Here is a 17,866-nt window from a genome sequence, read left to right as displayed (position 1 = left end):
TTTAAATTATATAAATATGTAATAAAGGCTTAACGCAAATGTCAGACAATTCTCCTCTAGTGAGTGTTATTATCCCTCTTTATAATCGAGAGCAATTTTTACCTCAGCTATTTGCAAATTTAGCTCAACAAATTTATCAGAATTTTGAACTTGTCCTCGTTGACGACGGCAGTACTGATGGGACTGAGCAATGGATAAACCAACATAAATTGATTTCTGGACAGCCGACTGTTTACTTGAAACAGAGTAATAGTGGTCCTTATTCTGCTCGCAATAGAGGGCTGAACATAGCAATGGGCAAGTATATTGCATTTCAAGACAGTGATGATGAATGGCCAGATTATCATTTATCCGAATTTGTCGAAGCGCTTGAGAAATACTCCAATGTTGATTGGCTTTTTGGTAGCTTACGTCGCATAGAACATGGCACAGGAAAAATAAAAGAAGCCAGTAATTTCATAATGAAATCTGGTACAACACATCCTTTTATCGGATTACAAAATGATAAAAGAGGAAAAATAAACGTTATAAATGATGTAAAAGCAAGCGAAACAGCAATTCTACATTGTGTACCTGGCAGTACCCAATGTGCCTTAATTAGACGAACTTTGTTTGAAAATAATCTTTTTGATGATAGTTACCGAACTGCTTATGATAGATTTTTTGCAATCAAAGCAGTAATGTCAGGCTTTACATTTGCATTCGTAAAAAATACCCACCAAATATACCATATACATGACTCTCATATCTCTCTTGTGGCTGGTGCTGATGCAAATAAATTGCAAAAAAGTGCAGAAACAATGCTGAAAGGTTATGGTGAGTTACTTGATTTAGCTAAAAATCAAAATGAAACTGACGCTATTAAACACGAATTAGCAAGAGTTAATGCATGGGAGCTTTCCATTGCTTTACAACAAAAACAACAATACCGACAAGCCTCAAAAGCCATGTTTAATGCTTGGAGATTACAACCAAAGAACCTTTTATATATAAAATCTTTTTTAGTTTGTTTAGTAAAATACGCTTATTATTCATTTAAGTGAGCATCGGTAGATGTTTAGGTGCGACTCTTAGTTTTAAGGATTAAATAATGTCTACCTGACACAGTTTGTAGATATTTTTACCACCTTTAAAATAAATAGAACTTAAATGTCTTGCCTAATTTAGATCAGAAAAAATTAACCCTAAAAGAACCTTTTTTATGAAACGAAATAAACATATTTGGGCCTTCCCCATGAAGGGCTCCTACACAAGCCCACTGTACGGATGTATGATTGATTGTGGCGTTAGTGTAAAAGAAGGTGTCTGGTCCCTTGGTTGGTTTAGGCAACATTTACGTAGAGAAGATATAGTCCACATTCATTGGCCTTCTTTCGCATACAACACAACAAAGTCGACACTTCCTGCTATTATAAGTTTTTTGAAATTTTTCGTTATTCTTATAGTTATCCGCCTATCAGGTGCGAAAATCTGGTGGACTGCACATAATCTATTACCGCATGACCGCAACTTTATTTCCAGTTTTGACATTCTTGCTCGACATTTAATAATTTTCTTCAGTAAACGCATATTTGTTCATGGTAGTTTTGCTCGCAAACAACTTGAAACACGTTTCCCATCGAGCAGACATAAAAATATAGAAATACCACATGGAAATTGGATCAACTACTATGGTTCTGTTTCGGAAAAAAACTTTGCTAAGGACGCTTTATCTTTGCCAAAGGACAAATTTGTATTATTAGTTTTTGGGCAATTACGAGCATACAAAAACATTCATGTTTTAATTGAATTACTAAAAGGAAATCAAAACAAAGATCTTTACCTTTTAATTGCAGGCCAATTTAAAGACGATGACTATCAACGTGAGATATCCGACTTATTAAAATCCGAACCATCCAATATTCGACTAGACGCCAAGTTTATTCCCAATGAAGAAGTTCCAATGTATCTAGCCGCGAGTGATATTATGATCATGCCTTACACAGAAATTCTGACCTCAGGAACAGCAATGTTAGCGATAAGTTATGGTTGCCCGATAATGTCTATTGAAGCAGGATTTTTACGGGATGTCATTACACCTGAAACGGGTGTTTTTATCAGTGACATTACAGATACTGAAATTGAAAAGGCCATCTCTAAAGCACAAGCTACTAATTGGGATGCGACTAGAATAATTAAACACGCAGAACTCTTTACCTTCTTCAACGCTGCAAAAATCATGTTCAATAATTTAGATAGAGAAATTGATTAACTCTTAATACAGAAACATTTTCACAGGAAAAGTAAATGAGTAAAGTTCGTAGTGCTCTAGGCTACTCAGTATTCTCAAAATGGTTAAGCCGTGCTGTAAATATGGCTTCAATTGTCTTAATTGCACGCTTATTAACTCCGGAGGAGTTAGGATTATTTTCAATTGCCAGTGCCATTACCCTAATAGCAGCAGAACTTAAATCTTTTGGTGTAGGTGGTTATTTAATCCGTGAAGAAAAAATAAACGCAGAGAAAGTATCAAATGCTCTTGGTTTAAGCATGATACTTTCTTGGGGTGCAGGTCTGGTCATGGTAATAGGTTCTTGGGCTATTGCCGATTATTACGAAATGCCCGATCTGGTTTTTCTTGTTCAATTTTTATCTATTAGTTTTTTCTTATCCCCGCATATTGGTATTGGTAAGTCATTGCTAGATAGGTATTTTATGTTTAAACACAAAATGGTCGCAGAAATTGCGAGCCAAGTTTGTCAATTCGCAGCAGCGATTACTTTTATATACCTAGGACAAAGCTATTTCTCTCTCGCCTATTCAAATGCAATAGGCTTTGGTGTTGAGTTATTAATTATCTTGATGATTAAACCAGCCTTGTACACAGTAAAGCCTGCCTTTAATAAAATGAAAGGTATTGCAAAATTTGGCATTTATGTCACGGGCACTAGTTTTGTAATGAGTATGAATGCAAATATGACCGCCCTGATTGTCGGAAAACGGGGAACGGCAGAGGAAGTTGCTTATCTATCTAGAGCCTCTGGCTTTATCAGTTTTTTGGCGGGTACTATTACGAGTGGCATCAGACCCGTTGTAACACCTTATTTGGCGAGTAAAAAACGTGACGGAGAACGGTATGCCGAAGCCTATTTCCATGCAGCGAGTTTAATGAGTAGCATTGTTATTCCAGCATTAGCCGTAGCAGGTATAGCCAGTTTACCCGTCATTACTCTTTTTTTTGGTGACCAATGGGGGGCCAGTGCGCCGCTCGTGTCTATTATGTGCATTGCCAGTTCGATTCATTTTCTTAATACCCTAGCCCCCTCTCTTTTACTCACTGGCGGATTAGAAAAAACAATGTTTCTTTTAGGACTAATGACATTAATACTCAATACCATCCTAATTTACTTTCTTTATCCGTTTGGCCTTATTTATGTGCCTTTAGCTGATGTGGTGACGGCTATTATGAGATTTGTATTTCTTAGCTATTTATTTAAAGTAAAGTTTGAAGCTTCAATTAAAACCCAATTATCGTCGCTCTTACCTATAATTACATTAACGGCAACGTGTTCTGCTTGGGCGTTTATCTTTGATCATTTTATTATGCCTTTTAGCGCAGAAAATGCGGCAATAGTTGTTCCCTTATTAGGTGTTTCGACTTTTTTAGTTTGGATAAGCACAATAATCTTAACTAACCATCCGCTAAAAATCGAGCTAAAAAGAGTGGTCAGTAAAAAATAATGTATGGTCGTTACCGACAACAATATGAATTTATTTCAGATTATCAATATACTGAAACAAGTAAATGAGGTGAACAAACAACTAGTTTGTAATGTAATAACTTGAGATGATTATCTTAAGTAGGAAGAGCAAAATCGATCTTTACAAATAGATTGCTTGGTCTTTTTTAGTATTTCTTTAGGTCTTCAACTTTAATACCTAATTCATGAAACATATTATCTATTAGAATCAATGAGTTTTTGTGCCCAGAAACTTGGGCCTTTTCTTTCCTTTGATACCAAATTTTCAGATGACTTTTTTGAATCTTCTCAAATTCTTCTTGTTCCCAAAATGTGCTATCGAATTTAACATCTGCAAAAAACTTAAAAAGTAAATTTTTGTTTAAGATAGAAATGCCATCATACCTCGCCTTTTTACCCGCTGCAGACAAACCGTGAACCAAATCGGTGATATCAAGATATTCGACTCGGGGGAAACGACTTTCCAGAGAGCTCCTCATTAAATTAGAACCACGTCGTCGATTAATAACATACACCTTAGCATCTGACTTGCCTAAAAATTGTAAACAGTGCAATGATGAGCCCTCTAAAAAGATTAAGTGTTTTGCCTCCCGATACATTTTAATTTGCTCTGTTAAAGGCAGTTTTTCAGGATGAATCACTACAACTCCGTTTTTCTCTAAGAACCGTTCCAAATAACTTTCCCCGGCTAATTCTCCTCCCTTTATGGCACTGCGCGATATATAAAGCGTCTTATCATTCGTGATAGCCACTCCTAGTCTGCTATTAACATATTCATTGAGAAGAGATAAGTAACGATCATTTAAAACAGGTCCATTTGGATTCAAACATTCAAGTTGGGGGGTAACTAACAACTTTTTAGCCAAAATTGGTTTGTTTACAATCACGACCCTAGTTGGGTCTATTTCAAACCACCTTAGGATTTGTTGAAAGTAACTTGGAGTATCTTTTATTTGAGTGATCAGACTATTATTTCTTACTGCAAAACAATAATAGCCCTGTTTACCTGTGGTTTTTTCGTATTCTTTATACGCTGGAATTCTTGACATAAAGTCAGCGACTTGATGACCAAAGTGACCAGAAATTTTGTCACTCTGTTGGTCGTAATGCTCTGCTATTGCGCCACACCAAAAAAGTTCGCGCTCTTCTTCGTAAATATCCTCAGTGCTAGGCAATGTTGGTCTAACATCTACATACTCATCCCTTTTGTGACGTAAATTGTTTGTATCATTCCAAACCGACCAAATTGGCCCCCCTTTGTGATCTGAGCGACCGAATGGAAGGTCTAACAAGTCTTCATATGGAACAATATGAATATTCTGAAAATCGGTCACTGCAAACAAACTAAATTGTTTAATCATTCCTGTTTTTAATAATATTTTGTAAAAGACTTTTTTTGCCTTTTTTATTTTACTCATCTAGTTTCCTTGTGAAAAATATTTAGTCTGTAACACACCCCTTTTCAATACGTACTATATAATATACCTTATCGTTTGATAATATGAGAAGAAGTTATAATATACTGCTAATGGCTGTAGCTTTATTAGATTACTTTTAATGTTTGTTAAAAGTGTAATTGAGTTAACCCGAATTTGCTTGTAGCTTTACTCTTTTTATTTTAGTGAATTTTTGTAACTGAATAATTTAAAATACCAATTATTGAGACTACAACTTAACCAATATAGTTGTTTCACAGAATTGTAGCTTTGACATACTAACTAGGTAACGAGAGGCAATGGCTTTGGCCAGCTTTCCCAAGGAATTCAATGTATATGACAGTATCAAGTCCTCTTCTTTTTATTTTAGGCACTCAAAGGGCAGGTACGACTTTACTGACTCGGGCGCTTTCCGCCCATAAAGATTTATTTATCCAAAATGAAATCAGTGTGGAGCAAGTGTTTCCAGAAAAAATAGACGCTAGTGCCATGCTTGATGCGATGGATACACAAATTCTAAAACGGCATAAACAAAATATTAATCAAATAATGCTGTCGCAAAAGAAGCAGTATTGGGGCATAAAAGACCCTGAGTTAACCGATCATCTTAGCGCCCTCGAAAAATTTTCTACATTATCAAAGTTTATTATTATTGTTAGGGATGCCAGAGGGGTTGTTAATTCCTATATAGATAATAGGTGGGGATTGGGCACCAATGCCTATACAGGGGCTAAACGCTGGAAAATGGAGGTCGATAAACAAATTGCCTTTGCCAAAAAATTTCCAGAACAAACTCTCGTTATCCGTTTCGAAGATTTTATCAGCGACATGGAACACTCACTTCGTCAAATTTGTTTTCACTTAGATATTGTATTTGACGAAACCATGCTCAAATATAATAAAAAAGAAGCGCAATTTAAAGAAAATGCCAGTAATATCAACACTAAAAAGCCACCCGATTTAAGATTAGCGACTAAGTGGGAAAATAAATTAAGCTCTCGCCAAATAGGCATTATCAATTTTGTTGCACAAGATACGTTAAAGTCACAGGGTTATGATTTATCAATCCCACCGCTTAAACCTAGTTTTTATGAAAGCCTGTATTACAAGATGCATCAGCAAATAGTAGGTGAATTACAGCTGCAATGGCAATGGCGCAAGGCCCGTTATAAATCCTTCAAAAAAAACAGCAAACAACCATCGATACGGATTAAATAATATGTTGAATGTTTTAATGTTTTATTCCACATATTTAGCTGGATTTGTACTTGCCATATGGCGTATGCCGGTTTTTGCCTTTGTATTATACGAAGCAGTCTATTTTTATAACCCCCAACAACGTTGGTGGGCCCCAATGGTGCCAGACCTCAGTTACTCATTGTATGTATCGCTACTGGTACTCACTTTAGTAATTATTAAATATAAGACATTCAAAGAAAATAAATTATTATCCGTACCACATTTTCGGTGGATGTACTTTGTTTTAATACTTTATGCAATAGCCTACTTCTATGCTAACAATCCAGAAACTCACGCCCGTTATCTTGATTACTATTTCAAAACAATACTTATCGTCAGTTTGGCCTACAAACTGATTGATACGAGTAAAAAGCTAGACTATGCGCTATTTGGGTACATTTTTGGTGCTTGGTACATCGGGTTTGTCGCATATCAAACCGGACGCACCAGTGGAGACCGACTAGAAGGCATAGGCACCGTTGATTCTCCTGATGCCAACGGTATTGCAGCAGCTATCGCTCCTGCCTTAGTTTTGAGTCTTTACTATTTTTGGATATCGAATGAGTGGTGGAAAAAAGCCTTATTTATTGTCGCGGGCGTATTTATTGCGAATGGGTTGGTATTAATTAACAGTCGAGGCGCATTTTTAGCTGCGGCAGTCAGCTTAGCTTACTTTATGTACCATATGTATACATCCTCTTTTCAACGCCCTAAGCAGAAACTAATGGCTGTATTTATTACCGTATTCGGCCTTATGGGGGCTGCTACTTTAGCAGATGACTCTTTTATTGAGCGTATGCGAACAATTACTGATACAGAAGTGAATGAAGATCGAGAAACAGCTGCGACTCGCACAGTTTTTTGGGGCGCAGCTTGGGAAATGGCCAAAGATCATCCATTTGGTGCGGGTTATTTAGGTTTTAATCGATTTGGCTACCTATACATGCCCGCAAATGTAAATACAGGTAAAAGATTACAGCGAACGGTTCACTCAACTTGGTTTGAAACACTAACAGAAATAGGTTACTTGGGCTTATTTGCATTCGTAGCAATGTTGTTTAGTGCATATAGAGTGGCGAAAAAAAGCCGAATACTGTTGAAAGAAAGAGGAGATATAGATGATTACTTTAAAGTGCTGGCTATAGAAGCTGCTTGTATTTCATTTATAGTTTCGATGACTTTCTTAAATCGTCTGAGAGCAGAAATATTGTATTGGTGTTTGTTATATATAGCATGTGCCTATAACATCTACTATTTGAAATTTCAGACTGCACCAATTACTGCTGCCGCACAACGTTTACTTCAACGGAATAAATTAGTAAAAACATGAAATATATAATTCGTTTTTTGACCATTTTACTCATCTTAGTCGGTTTAACTTTGACAGGTATAAACCTCTTTGGTCTGACTCAAAATATTCGACCTGAGAATATGAATCATCAAGATTATAGATTTAAAGATGACTTGAAAATGACCTATGAGCAAGCAATACATTCATTAAAAAAACAACCACAGGAGTCTCAGTCTGACTTTAATAAGAGAATAACTGACGTAATTGCAGACAGCTTGGCTCATATTCATTGGAATGAGGAAGAAGACAATACAGTTTACAATCAATTAGTGCCCATATGGGAAAATTATTTTTTATACTTTGTCGGACAATTTACTGACATGCCAGAGTTTCAAAAATACCACTTTGCAGATTATAAGCGCAGCTTAAAACGTGGAATTGGCATTTGTGGTGATGCGTCAATGATTATGTCTCAAGTCCTCAATCAACAGGGAACGACTAACCAGATCGTAAGTTTCCCTGGGCATGTTGTGGTAGCGGCACAAAATGGTCTAGGTAGCGAGTTTACCTATGATGCCGACTTTGGAGTACTAGTCCCGCATACAATTGAAGAAATACAAGCAGCTCCTTGGTTAATTGAAAGTTTTTACCAAGAAAAAGGATTTAGTGAGCGAGAAATTGCCACGCTGAGGCGCGCCTATGCACAAGACTATCAGCGCTGGGATGGTGTCTCGCACTTTATAACAAAGAAGTATTATTTTGAACGTATTACCTATTGGCTAAAATGGCCTTTGCCAGCCTTATTTCTCTTAATTGGGCTAACAATAATTCGACGTCAATCAAAATCAACAACCCTGTAACGATTTATAGTTAGGCTAAACAAATGGAATATAGAAAAGACATAGATGGGCTGCGTGCTGTCGCAGTAATACCGGTTATATTGTATCACTCTGGCAGTGAGTTTTTTATCGGTGGCTACCTAGGAGTGGATATCTTTTTTGTTATAAGTGGTTTTTTAATCACTTCCATCCTTGCCCATGACTTAAGCCACAATAAATATTCCATTATGAGATTCTACGAAAGACGCGCTAGACGCATTTTGCCCGCATTATTCTCAGTGTTGTTTGTTACAACAGTCATAGCTTATTTCATGCTTGGTCCAGAAGAACTCAAATCCTATAGCCAAAGTCTAGTATCAGTAAATGGTTTTGCATCCAATATATACTTCTACTTAACCAGTGGCTATTTCGCTACCGCTTCTGAAGAGTTACCATTGTTGCATACATGGAGTTTAGCGGTAGAAGAACAGTTTTACGTTATTTTCCCAATATTAATGTCTATTTTATGGTTCAGCCGCAAGTCACTACTAAGCACTCTTTTTATACTGTCGGGTGCGTCATTTATTACTTGTTTGATCCTTATTGATAGCGACCCCTCTGCCAACTTTTACTTACTTCCTAGCCGTGCTTGGGAGTTGTTTGTCGGCGCAATAGTGGCTCTGAACTATCAAACCTTAGCCGCAGTTAAGAGTAATACTCGTCAAATATTAAGTGCACTAGGAATTTTCTTACTGATTTTCAGTTTGACGGTCTTAAACAAAAATCTAGCACATCCCGGTTTTCCAACCCTATTGCCAGTCATTGGAACCTTACTCATTATTGCTTTTGCAAAAAACACCTTCACAGCACAAATATTAAGTATTCGTCCATTAGTATTTATAGGCCTCATTTCATATTCTTTATACTTATGGCATCAACCTATTTTTGCTATTCTTCGCATTAAATCGTTAGACTCTCCATCAGATTTGGCCTTTCTATTGGCTATTACCTTATCTCTAATTGCAGCATGGTTGAGTTATCGTATTATTGAAAGCCCATTTCGGCAAAAAGATTTTTTAAATCAAAAACAGATTTTCACTTTGTCGGTTATAGGCCTACTATTTTTTATTACGATTGGCATCTTAGGGCACTTATACAAGGGGTGGCCACAGCGATTCCAGGTGGATTTTGATTTTAGTTCAATTGATTTTAGTCCAGAGCGCTACTCATGCCATGCAAATTTCGGCGTGGGTCCGCCCCCTGCGAATCCCTGTATATTTAATGCTAAGCTTACGAAAAACAATTGGGCTGTCTTGGGAGATAGTCACGGAGTTGAATTAAGTTATGCTCTAGGTAAACAACTAAGAGAAAAAACCGCAGTCCAACAACTCACATATTCAGGTTGTCCACCAGCTATAGAGTTTGAAACACCTGTAAAAGGGTGTCATGAATGGATGGTAAAAGCGCTTGAGTATTTGGTAGAAAATAGTCAAGTAACTCATGTATTGTTGGCATTTAGACATACGACCTATATAAGTAAACCTCATGGCGAATTAAATCGACCCAGAAAGGTTTTGTCACAAAAAGAAGAAGCGAGCAAGGAAGAATTGCATGCCCTCTATTGGCAAAGTTTCGAATTGATAATCAAAAAACTAAAAGATAGTGGCAAACAAATTACCGTATTATTTCCTACGCCTGAACCCATAGCGGACATAAAGAAGCTTACAACGCCAAATACGATTTTTAATGTTACATTAAATCAGAGTTTATTAAACAGACCTAAAGGTCAATTTGACAACTTTGCGAGTTATGCGAATGACAACCTAGAAAGATTAGTAAAAAAGTACGCCATATCCAGTTTAAAACCTGCTGTTCAACTGTGCGATGATTCTTATTGTCACTCTGTAATAAATGGCAAAGCTGTTTACTTTGATAATAACCACTTAAGTAATTTTGGGGCATCTTTAGTCCTCGAGCAAATAAGTCAATAGCTTGACCTTTAACAACTTGGAAACTATATGTTTATTTTTTTACTTGCTTTGAAGCACCCGGATACCGCTAATGATTATCAGAATGTAGAGCGTTTACTAAGTAATACTTTGCATTCAGTCGTTGGTCAAACTGTTGAAGATTTCAGAGTAGTTGTAGTTTGCAATCGCTTACCGCAGGTTTCAATTCAAGATGACCGTATCCATTTTCATGTAGTTCATTTTCCAGCTGTAGCTAAAGAAAACGGCAAACTTAATGTAGAACAGAAGTTTACTGACAAGGGTAGTAAATATTTATCGGGCTTACTTTACGCAAAACAGTTTAATCCTATCTATGTCTACATTCTGGATTCTGATGATTGGGTCAATACTAATTTTATAGCATTCTTAAATAGCGCCCCAGCACATCCCATCTGGTATGTCGATAAAGGTTATTTTGTCAATCTTGACAAAAAAGAATATAAAAAGCGCAGTGGTTTAGTTCGCTATTGTGGCAGTACGTTTGTTTACGACTACCAATTCTTAATGTCTGAAGCAAATATCCATCAAAACATTAGTAGCGAATCTACCCAGAAAGAACTCATTGACGCCACCTCACATTTTTTCGTCGTTAATCTGTTATCTAACCATTTGATTAATTTTAATTATTTCAAAAATAAAGGTTTTATTCCTAAAGCCCTTCCCTTTTATTCAGCTTGCTGGATTCAAGGTACAGGTGAAAATGTATCAAACACCGCTGGAGGTGATGCGGGTTTACCTATGGATAATCAATTTATTAAGACATTTCATTTACCTGATGAATTAGAAAATGAAAATAGAGCCTCATTAAAGTTATACATTCGAGATTTTCTTTCTGGCCTTAAATCGATGTATTCTTGGCAAAAAACACGAATAACCGGCAAAAAGGTATTTTGAGTTAAAGCCAGAGCACAACGCCACCCTGTAATAACAAGAATAGGGAAAAAGGATGTAATTACAAACATTTATTTTAAGGCGAATTCTTTAGAGAATTGCTTAGTTATTTTTGAGCCTTTAATATACGGCTTCAAATATGCTTTTAATGCCTTGATCGGTGAGTCTCTCCATCTGTCACTGATATTATCGCCACTACCGAGTACATAACCAAGAATATTGTCATTAATGAGCGTTACTGGCTGTTTTAACTCTTTACTAAAAAACTGTTTTATATTTCGATGTGAATAACGAGCCCAAGGCACTGTCTTTATCGAATCTGGCGATACATTAGGTGGAATAGTCATATAGTCATTAGCGATTATTGATGTAGAGCCACAATATTGTGACATCTGTTTTGTTTCAATATACCGTTTTTGCTCGCTATAAATTAAGTATCCACCCTCAATAACTGCGCCTGATTGCCCTTCAACAACCGCTATCTTTTCAATAAAGTCACTTCTAAGTACATCATCTGAATCGAGTTGATACCAATAACTGATGTTATTATTTTGCAAGGCTTTAAGGCCTGTAACGATCTTCATGTTTTTGTCTTGGATTAACTTCTGGTGAGAAAAATCAGCCGCACTTCTATTTGGTACTGCAAAATCAACCGCGGTAAAATGGATGTTTTCACCAAAACTAGTTTGTAAAAATGTAGGGCATTCATGACCCACAACCATAACCTCGAAATTTTGTAAGGTTTGATTCTTTAAAGATTCAAGTGATTGTTGCAAAGTGTCACTCGTTATTTTCCAATCACGTGATATTTGCTTTGATTTAAGAGGTATGACAATGCCTAGTTTCATGTTTTCCCTTGGAGAATTTACAGAGTTTTATTTTTAATAGGTATTAACTGTTTTTATAAATACACAATACGTTTAACGAGTTTAATTAACTCTCATTACAGTGTTAGCTCGACGACCCGTTTGGCCATCCAAAGACCAAATCACACAATATATCACGACTAAAATACAAAAATGCAAAATGCAAAATAATGGAAATAATTGATTTTCTTGTAATAATTGTTCACGTGATGGGCTCAATAAAAACTGCAATGCGGAGAACGGTTGCCCATATTTAATCAGCAATTCTTGCAAACCTGCTTCGACTAAAAAAAATCCTAAAGGCCCGGTCCCTATTGTTAGCAGTATTAAAAAACCAAGATAGAAGGTTTTCGCTGGCCGATTTTTTGGCAACCAACTAGTGCTCAAAAAAACTAACACTACTAAATAAAGTGAAATCCAAAGTAGCTTAAACGAGTAACCGTTATTTTGTAGTAACTCTACTATATTGTCGGTTCCAGCTTGTATTACGATGACTATAAAACTAACAGGTAAGAATATGAACATATAAATTAACGAAAACAATATTTTAACTGTTTTAACCGCAATGATATTGCTCTCAACATACCAGCTTGCCACCGCAAAAAATGCCCCCGATATAAATAAGTAAAAGCCGATAAAGCGATAGCCTAACTCAAGATATGTTGGCCAACTATGCCATACTGGAAACCCCAAGATGTCGTGAATGCTTTCAAGCGGAAACGTAAGATAGACTAAATTAAATAATATTACACAATGTAAAATTGGACTAAAAACTAAGGTGACTAAATCAAACCTGTCTTTACTTACTAAAATTTCGACCCACTTTTTCGGAAAGCCCATGGCAAAAAATAGCACTATGCTGATTAAACCTGCACTGACAAAAGGGGGAAACTGATCAAATAATTCTTTAACGTTATAAGGCGTCTTGTCAAAATTAATCATCGCCAGTAGAAACACATACACAGCTAATATACTCAGAAATAAACGTACCGGAAATGTTGTCGTTGTATGTTGATTAGCATTATTCACTGCATATTGTCCCTTATTTTGGTGTTTTTTAAACATGATATATCCCAAACATAAACCACCAATATTTAAAATAACATCACTCAATACCGCGACTTTGTTAACTAAGAGTAATTGCAAAAGCTCCAGTCCCAAGACATAAAAACACCCAAATAAGATAGGGAAAATAAAGTATTTTTTTCTTACTTGATATTTGAAAGTAACTGCCGTTATAAGCATGCCTAAGGGGATGGTCAATACCACTTTGCGTAAAAGTTGCGTTATTGCAGAGTAAGGATTTCCGCGCCAATATGTTTCAAATGGAACAGCAAAAAAAGCTCGCCATTTATAAAGAAATTCAGATTTTGATTGAATTAATTCTGCTGGGAAAAGGGCAAAAAACAATAGAATTAAACACCACAATACTAATATTAACTCAACACTAATGATTTTGTAGGTGCTGTGCAATTTTGTAGTTGAAGGCAGCGACGTTGAGGAAGTATCAAAAAACGGAGATACTTTACTGGCGAATATGCCGCCAATTGTAGCGGTTATAACGTCCGTGATATCGGTGTATCGGCTTAGTACAAATAACTGTAAAAATTCTACTATCAAAGACAAAAGTACACAAATCAGTAGAATTTTCTGAACGGTATATTTACCACTTTTTAAATAAAGCGTAGCTATTGCAAACCAAATCGCGAAGTCCGATACGATGCCAAACACATAGGGGATGATAGGATCGGGACCTTTATAAAAAGGTAATAAATTAATTTTTCCAGCATGCCACTTGTTGTAAATTTCTACTGGACTAATAGACAGGTCGAGAGGCATAAGATTGTAAAAGGTAAATACCACCACTAAACCACTAGCATAAACCAACCACTTGTCGTTGGCTTCTCCATTCATCCAAAGGGAAAAGTAGCTACGAGCAGTATGACGACTAAAATAAAACAGAGTAAATCCGGTAAGAGTGCCCAAGAATTGAGCAAAAACATCTTTAAAAGAAGACACCCTAACCGAAATAAACATCTGAAAAAACTCAATTGTAATGGAGAGGGCCATTAAAAAAATCAAAATAACAGCTAACTTAACCATTAAACTGGCAAAATTTTTGGTTGCAGGCAAAACAAATAGCAAGGCGTAACTTAAAGGAATAAATAACAGATAATTAGTAAACCAATCAGAACGATTGATAATCTTAAAATCTAAGAACTGTAAGGCCCAAAATTGATTTACTGCTTCGTTAAAACTTAGGCTGTTGACGTTAAGTGGAACAAAGCTCCCATAAACAATAAATATGCCATATAAAAAACAAAACCATAAGGCAAAACCTCGAATTGAATTTTGCAATTAATACACCTTAAATAAACTATTTATCATTTAGAACAAATCCTTAACATTTTTTGTAATATTAAAAATAATTGAGTTTCATATCTAAAGTTGGATTGGAAGTATGTCATTGCCTCTACCATTAATGCAATATAAGCTAAGTGTCAAAATCGCAATTCGTCGTTAATTAGATTTGCTTCATGTCAGTTTTAAACGGCCTAAAACTTAGAAAAATATCAATTGAATGAATATTTTAATTATTTCACAACGTGTCCCCTTTCCACCTAACAAAGGAGAAAAGATAAGAACGTTTCACCAGCTGCAATATTTAGCTAAACAAGGGCACAACATAACGTTGGCCGCTCCTTTTGAAGAATCAATCGAGATCGCTAATTTCAAAGCGTTAGAAGACGAATATTGCGAAGGCGTTATAAATCATAAATTACCTCATAAAATTTTTAGATTACCTTTAGCGTTACTCACTGGTAAAGCATTGAGTGTGGCCAATTTTTACTCTATAGCCTTGCAAAAAAAAATAGATCAGTTTCTTAATCAAAATAAAATCGACGTCATTTTATGCACAGCCTCAAGCATGGCTGAATATGTGTTTAAATCAAAAGCTCTGTTAAATCTTGAAAATCCCCCTAAATTAGTGATGGATTTTATGGATCTTGACTCAGATAAATGGCGTCAGTACTCACAACGTTCCAAAGGCCTGATGAAAGCGGTTTACTTAAGAGAGGCGAATTTAATCTCTACCTTTGAACTCAAAATAGCTAAGGCATTCTTTGCTTGTTTTTTTATTACCGATGCAGAAAAAGACTTGTTTTTAAAACAACATCCACAATTGCAAAATATCCATTCTGTAGAAAACGGAATAGATAACAGTATATTTAAACCTTCGTTAGTTCATCATGACCACACTAACCCCATAATCTTGTTTACGGGAGTTATGGACTACCCACCAAATATTGATGCTGTACTTTGGTTTTCGCTTCATGTTTGGCCAACAATTATTGAAAAGTGGCCGAAAGCAAAATTTATAATTGCTGGAATGAACCCGACTGAAAAAATTAAAGATTTAGCAAACTTAAAAGGAATCGAAGTCACCGGATTTGTCGAAGATATAATACATTACTTTGATCAAGCCAATTTGTTTGTGGCGCCATTTAGGATAGCGCGAGGTGTCCAGAATAAGGTTTTGCAAGCTTTTGCTTGCGGATTACCGGTTATTGCATCGCCAATGGGTGCAGAGGGTATACGCTGCTTAAATGGAGAGAGTATATTGCTGGCAGAGACGCCAAACGAATTTATAAAGCAGATTGAAGATTTGCTAAACAGCGATAGTCACTATCGGTTTATCCGTGAAAATGCGATTACTGTTATTCAACAGCATTATAGTTGGGATAGTATTTTATTGCCTTTTGAACAAATTTTAGCTGTATCTAATGCTTTGAAAACTCAAGCGAATTAGTCATGAAAACTCTCTTAAAATCTATTATTCAAGCTCTTTTTTTAGTCGCAGCATTACCACTTTATATTCTCTACTTAATAAATTTATTGATCGGTGATAAAGACCGTGTCTTCTCTTCTTTTTCACAATTGTTCAGCTTGATTCCAGGTCAATTCGGCACCTATTTACGAGTCGCTTTTTTTAGACTCAGTATGCAAACCTGTAATAAAGATACGGTCATTTCTTTTGGTACTTTGTTTTCACAACAGAATACAGAGATAGAAGAAGGCGTGTATATTGGTCCACAATGCAATATCGGTAAATGTGTTATAGGTGCATACTGCCTAATTGGCAGTGGGGTACATATATTAAGCGGTAAAGCACAACATAATTTCTCTGATATCGATGTACCATTAAAAGACCAAGGCGGAAGTTTTACTAAAATCACCATAGGTGAAGACAGTTGGCTAGGGAACGGTGCAATTGTTATGGCAAACATAGGTAAAAAATGCGTTGTCGCTGCAGGCGCGGTGGTTGTCAATGACATACCAGACTATGCGATAGTTGGCGGCAATCCGGCCAAAATTATAAAAATGCGACAATAGCTAAGAGGGATTTATCACTCTGCTATGTGCAGTAATTTATTTTGCTCCTGCAAAAATTGGGAATACAACCACCATGGGTTTACCTATTAAATACACTAGTTTCTTTTCTACTATTTGTGTTTCACTGCTATGCACAATTTTATCAACACATGTTCAATCTAATGAAGAACCTCGAAGTTTAATTGTCAATAATGAAAATCAGCTTTTTACTGCAATAACTCTAGCCAATAAAACGGGTAATACTGACATAATTTTAACGGACGGCCACTATTCTGTTTTTAATACCTTAGTGATTAGCGGCGACCATATCGGTTTGTATTCGCAATCAAAGGACCCTCAGCAAGTTATTATTAGTGGTAATGGCATGCGAGCGTCTAAAAAAGTAGACAATTTAATCAGAGTATCTGGTAAATATTTCACACTTGACGGAATAACACTTGAACAAGCAGGCAATCATTTAGTTCAAATAGCGGGAGAAGAAAATGCAGATTTTCCAGTGTTAAGAAACTGCATCCTAAGAGACAGTTATGAGCAACTTTTTAAAGTCAGTTATAACCGTAAAACAAAAGTCGCCAGCGATCATGGATTGATTGAAAATTGTCAATTTAGTTATAGTGCGGGCATTGGTCCCCAGTATTATATTGGTGGAATTGATATACATGGAGGAAAAAATTGGACAGTTAAACACAACACGTTTCGCAATATTGCTAGTCCAAGTAACCATGTTGCTGAACATGCAATTCATTTTTGGAATAATACTGAACACACATTAGTCGACCAAAATATTATTATCAATTGCGATAGAGGTATTGGTTTTGGCTTAGAAGGCAGACCAACACTTGGTGGTACCATTAGTAATAATCTGATCATTCACAGTAATAATCAGCACCCCTATGCTGATGCTGGTATCATCATTGAAGAAAGCCCAAATACTCTAGTGAAAAACAATAAAATATTGCTACTGCATGACTACCCTAACGCCATAGAGTATCGATTTTCAAACACCACTAACGTCACAATTTCCGAGAATTTGACCAACAAAGCAATTCGACGACGGAATGGTGCCCAAGCCACCGTCAACAATAATCAACGTAGCAATCTAATTAGTGATTTTCTATCCGATGAGCAAATAAAAAAATGGGCATTCGATGCACCGTAGTATTCTGTTAGACTGGTTACTC

The 17,866-nt window shown here is 36.2% G+C and carries 14 protein-coding genes; 11 read left to right on the top strand and 3 right to left on the bottom strand.

The genetic code is table 11. The features are described from left to right. The first annotated feature begins 38 nt into the window (after window positions 1-38). The 3 genes from ABKW31_RS01630 (at window position 39) to ABKW31_RS01620 (ending at window position 3,720) form a co-directional block, all read left to right on the top strand. Window positions 39-1,043 carry a glycosyltransferase family 2 protein gene (locus ABKW31_RS01630; protein ID WP_348614427.1) on the top strand — a complete coding sequence of 335 codons (1,005 nt, stop codon included), beginning with the start codon at window positions 39-41 and terminating at the stop codon, window positions 1,041-1,043. Window positions 1,044-1,201: 158 nt separating this feature from the next. Continuing rightward, window positions 1,202-2,251, top strand: coding sequence for a glycosyltransferase (locus ABKW31_RS01625; RefSeq protein ID WP_348614426.1), 1,050 nt, complete (start codon window positions 1,202-1,204; stop codon window positions 2,249-2,251). A 35-nt stretch (window positions 2,252-2,286) separates the two neighbouring features. Continuing rightward, window positions 2,287-3,720 carry an oligosaccharide flippase family protein gene (locus ABKW31_RS01620; protein WP_348614425.1) on the top strand — a complete coding sequence of 478 codons (1,434 nt, stop codon included), beginning with the start codon at window positions 2,287-2,289 and terminating at the stop codon, window positions 3,718-3,720. Window positions 3,721-3,886: 166 nt separating this feature from the next. Here ABKW31_RS01620 and ABKW31_RS01615 read toward each other — a convergent pair whose 3' ends face one another. Continuing rightward, window positions 3,887-5,158: a glycosyltransferase family 61 protein gene (locus ABKW31_RS01615; RefSeq protein WP_348614424.1), complete on the bottom strand. Its 1,272-nt coding sequence runs from the start codon at window positions 5,156-5,158 to the stop codon at window positions 3,887-3,889. A 354-nt stretch (window positions 5,159-5,512) separates the two neighbouring features. On the opposite strand from ABKW31_RS01615, the gene ABKW31_RS01610 reads away from it, so the two are divergent. The 5 genes from ABKW31_RS01610 to ABKW31_RS01590 are packed head-to-tail and all read left to right on the top strand — an operon-like array spanning window position 5,513 to window position 11,427. Continuing rightward, on the top strand, window positions 5,513-6,394 hold the full coding sequence (locus ABKW31_RS01610; RefSeq protein ID WP_348614423.1) for a sulfotransferase: 882 nt from the start codon (window positions 5,513-5,515) through the stop codon (window positions 6,392-6,394). Window position 6,395: 1 nt separating this feature from the next. Then, window positions 6,396-7,745: an O-antigen ligase family protein gene (locus ABKW31_RS01605; protein WP_348614422.1), complete on the top strand. Its 1,350-nt coding sequence runs from the start codon at window positions 6,396-6,398 to the stop codon at window positions 7,743-7,745. Further along, the gene (locus ABKW31_RS01600) at window positions 7,742-8,566 is read left to right on the top strand and encodes a hypothetical protein (RefSeq protein WP_348614421.1); all 825 of its coding nucleotides are present in this window, start codon (window positions 7,742-7,744) and stop codon (window positions 8,564-8,566) included. The genes ABKW31_RS01605 and ABKW31_RS01600 overlap by 4 nt, the downstream gene beginning before the upstream one ends. A gap of 23 nt (window positions 8,567-8,589) precedes the next feature. Continuing rightward, window positions 8,590-10,515, top strand: coding sequence for an acyltransferase family protein (locus ABKW31_RS01595; protein WP_348614420.1), 1,926 nt, complete (start codon window positions 8,590-8,592; stop codon window positions 10,513-10,515). Between the two features lie 27 nt (window positions 10,516-10,542). Next, on the top strand, window positions 10,543-11,427 hold the full coding sequence (locus ABKW31_RS01590; protein WP_348614419.1) for a glycosyltransferase family A protein: 885 nt from the start codon (window positions 10,543-10,545) through the stop codon (window positions 11,425-11,427). Window positions 11,428-11,495: 68 nt separating this feature from the next. Here the strand turns inward: ABKW31_RS01590 and ABKW31_RS01585 are convergent, their stop codons facing one another. Both ABKW31_RS01585 and ABKW31_RS01580 read right to left on the bottom strand, forming a co-directional pair. Further along, a complete protein-coding gene (locus ABKW31_RS01585) occupies window positions 11,496-12,272 on the bottom strand; it encodes a hypothetical protein (protein WP_348614418.1) in 777 nt (258 codons plus the stop codon). Between the two features lie 81 nt (window positions 12,273-12,353). Continuing rightward, window positions 12,354-14,648 (bottom strand): VanZ family protein, encoded by a 2,295-nt coding sequence (locus ABKW31_RS01580; RefSeq protein WP_348614417.1) that lies wholly within the window; start codon window positions 14,646-14,648, stop codon window positions 12,354-12,356. A 223-nt stretch (window positions 14,649-14,871) separates the two neighbouring features. Between ABKW31_RS01580 and ABKW31_RS01575 the strand changes: the two genes are divergently transcribed. The 3 genes from ABKW31_RS01575 (at window position 14,872) to ABKW31_RS01565 (ending at window position 17,844) form a co-directional block, all read left to right on the top strand. Further along, entirely contained in the window at window positions 14,872-16,101 is a 1,230-nt protein-coding gene (locus ABKW31_RS01575) for a TIGR03087 family PEP-CTERM/XrtA system glycosyltransferase (RefSeq protein WP_348614416.1), read from the top strand. 2 nt (window positions 16,102-16,103) lie between these two features. After that, window positions 16,104-16,685, top strand: a complete 582-nt coding sequence (locus ABKW31_RS01570; protein WP_348614415.1) for an acyltransferase — start codon at window positions 16,104-16,106, stop codon at window positions 16,683-16,685. A 73-nt stretch (window positions 16,686-16,758) separates the two neighbouring features. After that, window positions 16,759-17,844, top strand: a complete 1,086-nt coding sequence (locus ABKW31_RS01565) for a right-handed parallel beta-helix repeat-containing protein (protein WP_348614413.1) — start codon at window positions 16,759-16,761, stop codon at window positions 17,842-17,844. Window positions 17,845-17,866 lie beyond the last annotated feature (22 nt).

It is taken from the genome of Paraglaciecola sp. 25GB23A (assembly GCF_040012495.1).
Classification (GTDB): domain Bacteria; phylum Pseudomonadota; class Gammaproteobacteria; order Enterobacterales; family Alteromonadaceae; genus Paraglaciecola.
This window is presented reverse-complemented; position numbering and strand designations above follow the sequence as displayed.

Bases quoted from the DNA above. Each gene is read 5' to 3' on its own strand.
- ABKW31_RS01630 (WP_348614427.1), top strand. From the start codon at position 39: ATGTCAGACAATTCTCCTCTAGTGAGTGTTATTATCCCTCTTTATAAT.
- ABKW31_RS01625 (WP_348614426.1), top strand. From the start codon at position 1,202: ATGAAACGAAATAAACATATTTGGGCCTTCCCCATGAAGGGCTCCTAC.
- ABKW31_RS01620 (WP_348614425.1), top strand. From the start codon at position 2,287: ATGAGTAAAGTTCGTAGTGCTCTAGGCTACTCAGTATTCTCAAAATGG.
- ABKW31_RS01615 (WP_348614424.1), bottom strand. From the start codon at position 5,158: ATGAGTAAAATAAAAAAGGCAAAAAAAGTCTTTTACAAAATATTATTA.
- ABKW31_RS01610 (WP_348614423.1), top strand. From the start codon at position 5,513: ATGACAGTATCAAGTCCTCTTCTTTTTATTTTAGGCACTCAAAGGGCA.
- ABKW31_RS01605 (WP_348614422.1), top strand. From the start codon at position 6,396: ATGTTGAATGTTTTAATGTTTTATTCCACATATTTAGCTGGATTTGTA.
- ABKW31_RS01600 (WP_348614421.1), top strand. From the start codon at position 7,742: ATGAAATATATAATTCGTTTTTTGACCATTTTACTCATCTTAGTCGGT.
- ABKW31_RS01595 (WP_348614420.1), top strand. From the start codon at position 8,590: ATGGAATATAGAAAAGACATAGATGGGCTGCGTGCTGTCGCAGTAATA.
- ABKW31_RS01590 (WP_348614419.1), top strand. From the start codon at position 10,543: ATGTTTATTTTTTTACTTGCTTTGAAGCACCCGGATACCGCTAATGAT.
- ABKW31_RS01585 (WP_348614418.1), bottom strand. From the start codon at position 12,272: ATGAAACTAGGCATTGTCATACCTCTTAAATCAAAGCAAATATCACGT.
- ABKW31_RS01575 (WP_348614416.1), top strand. From the start codon at position 14,872: ATGAATATTTTAATTATTTCACAACGTGTCCCCTTTCCACCTAACAAA.
- ABKW31_RS01570 (WP_348614415.1), top strand. From the start codon at position 16,104: ATGAAAACTCTCTTAAAATCTATTATTCAAGCTCTTTTTTTAGTCGCA.
- ABKW31_RS01565 (WP_348614413.1), top strand. From the start codon at position 16,759: ATGGGTTTACCTATTAAATACACTAGTTTCTTTTCTACTATTTGTGTT.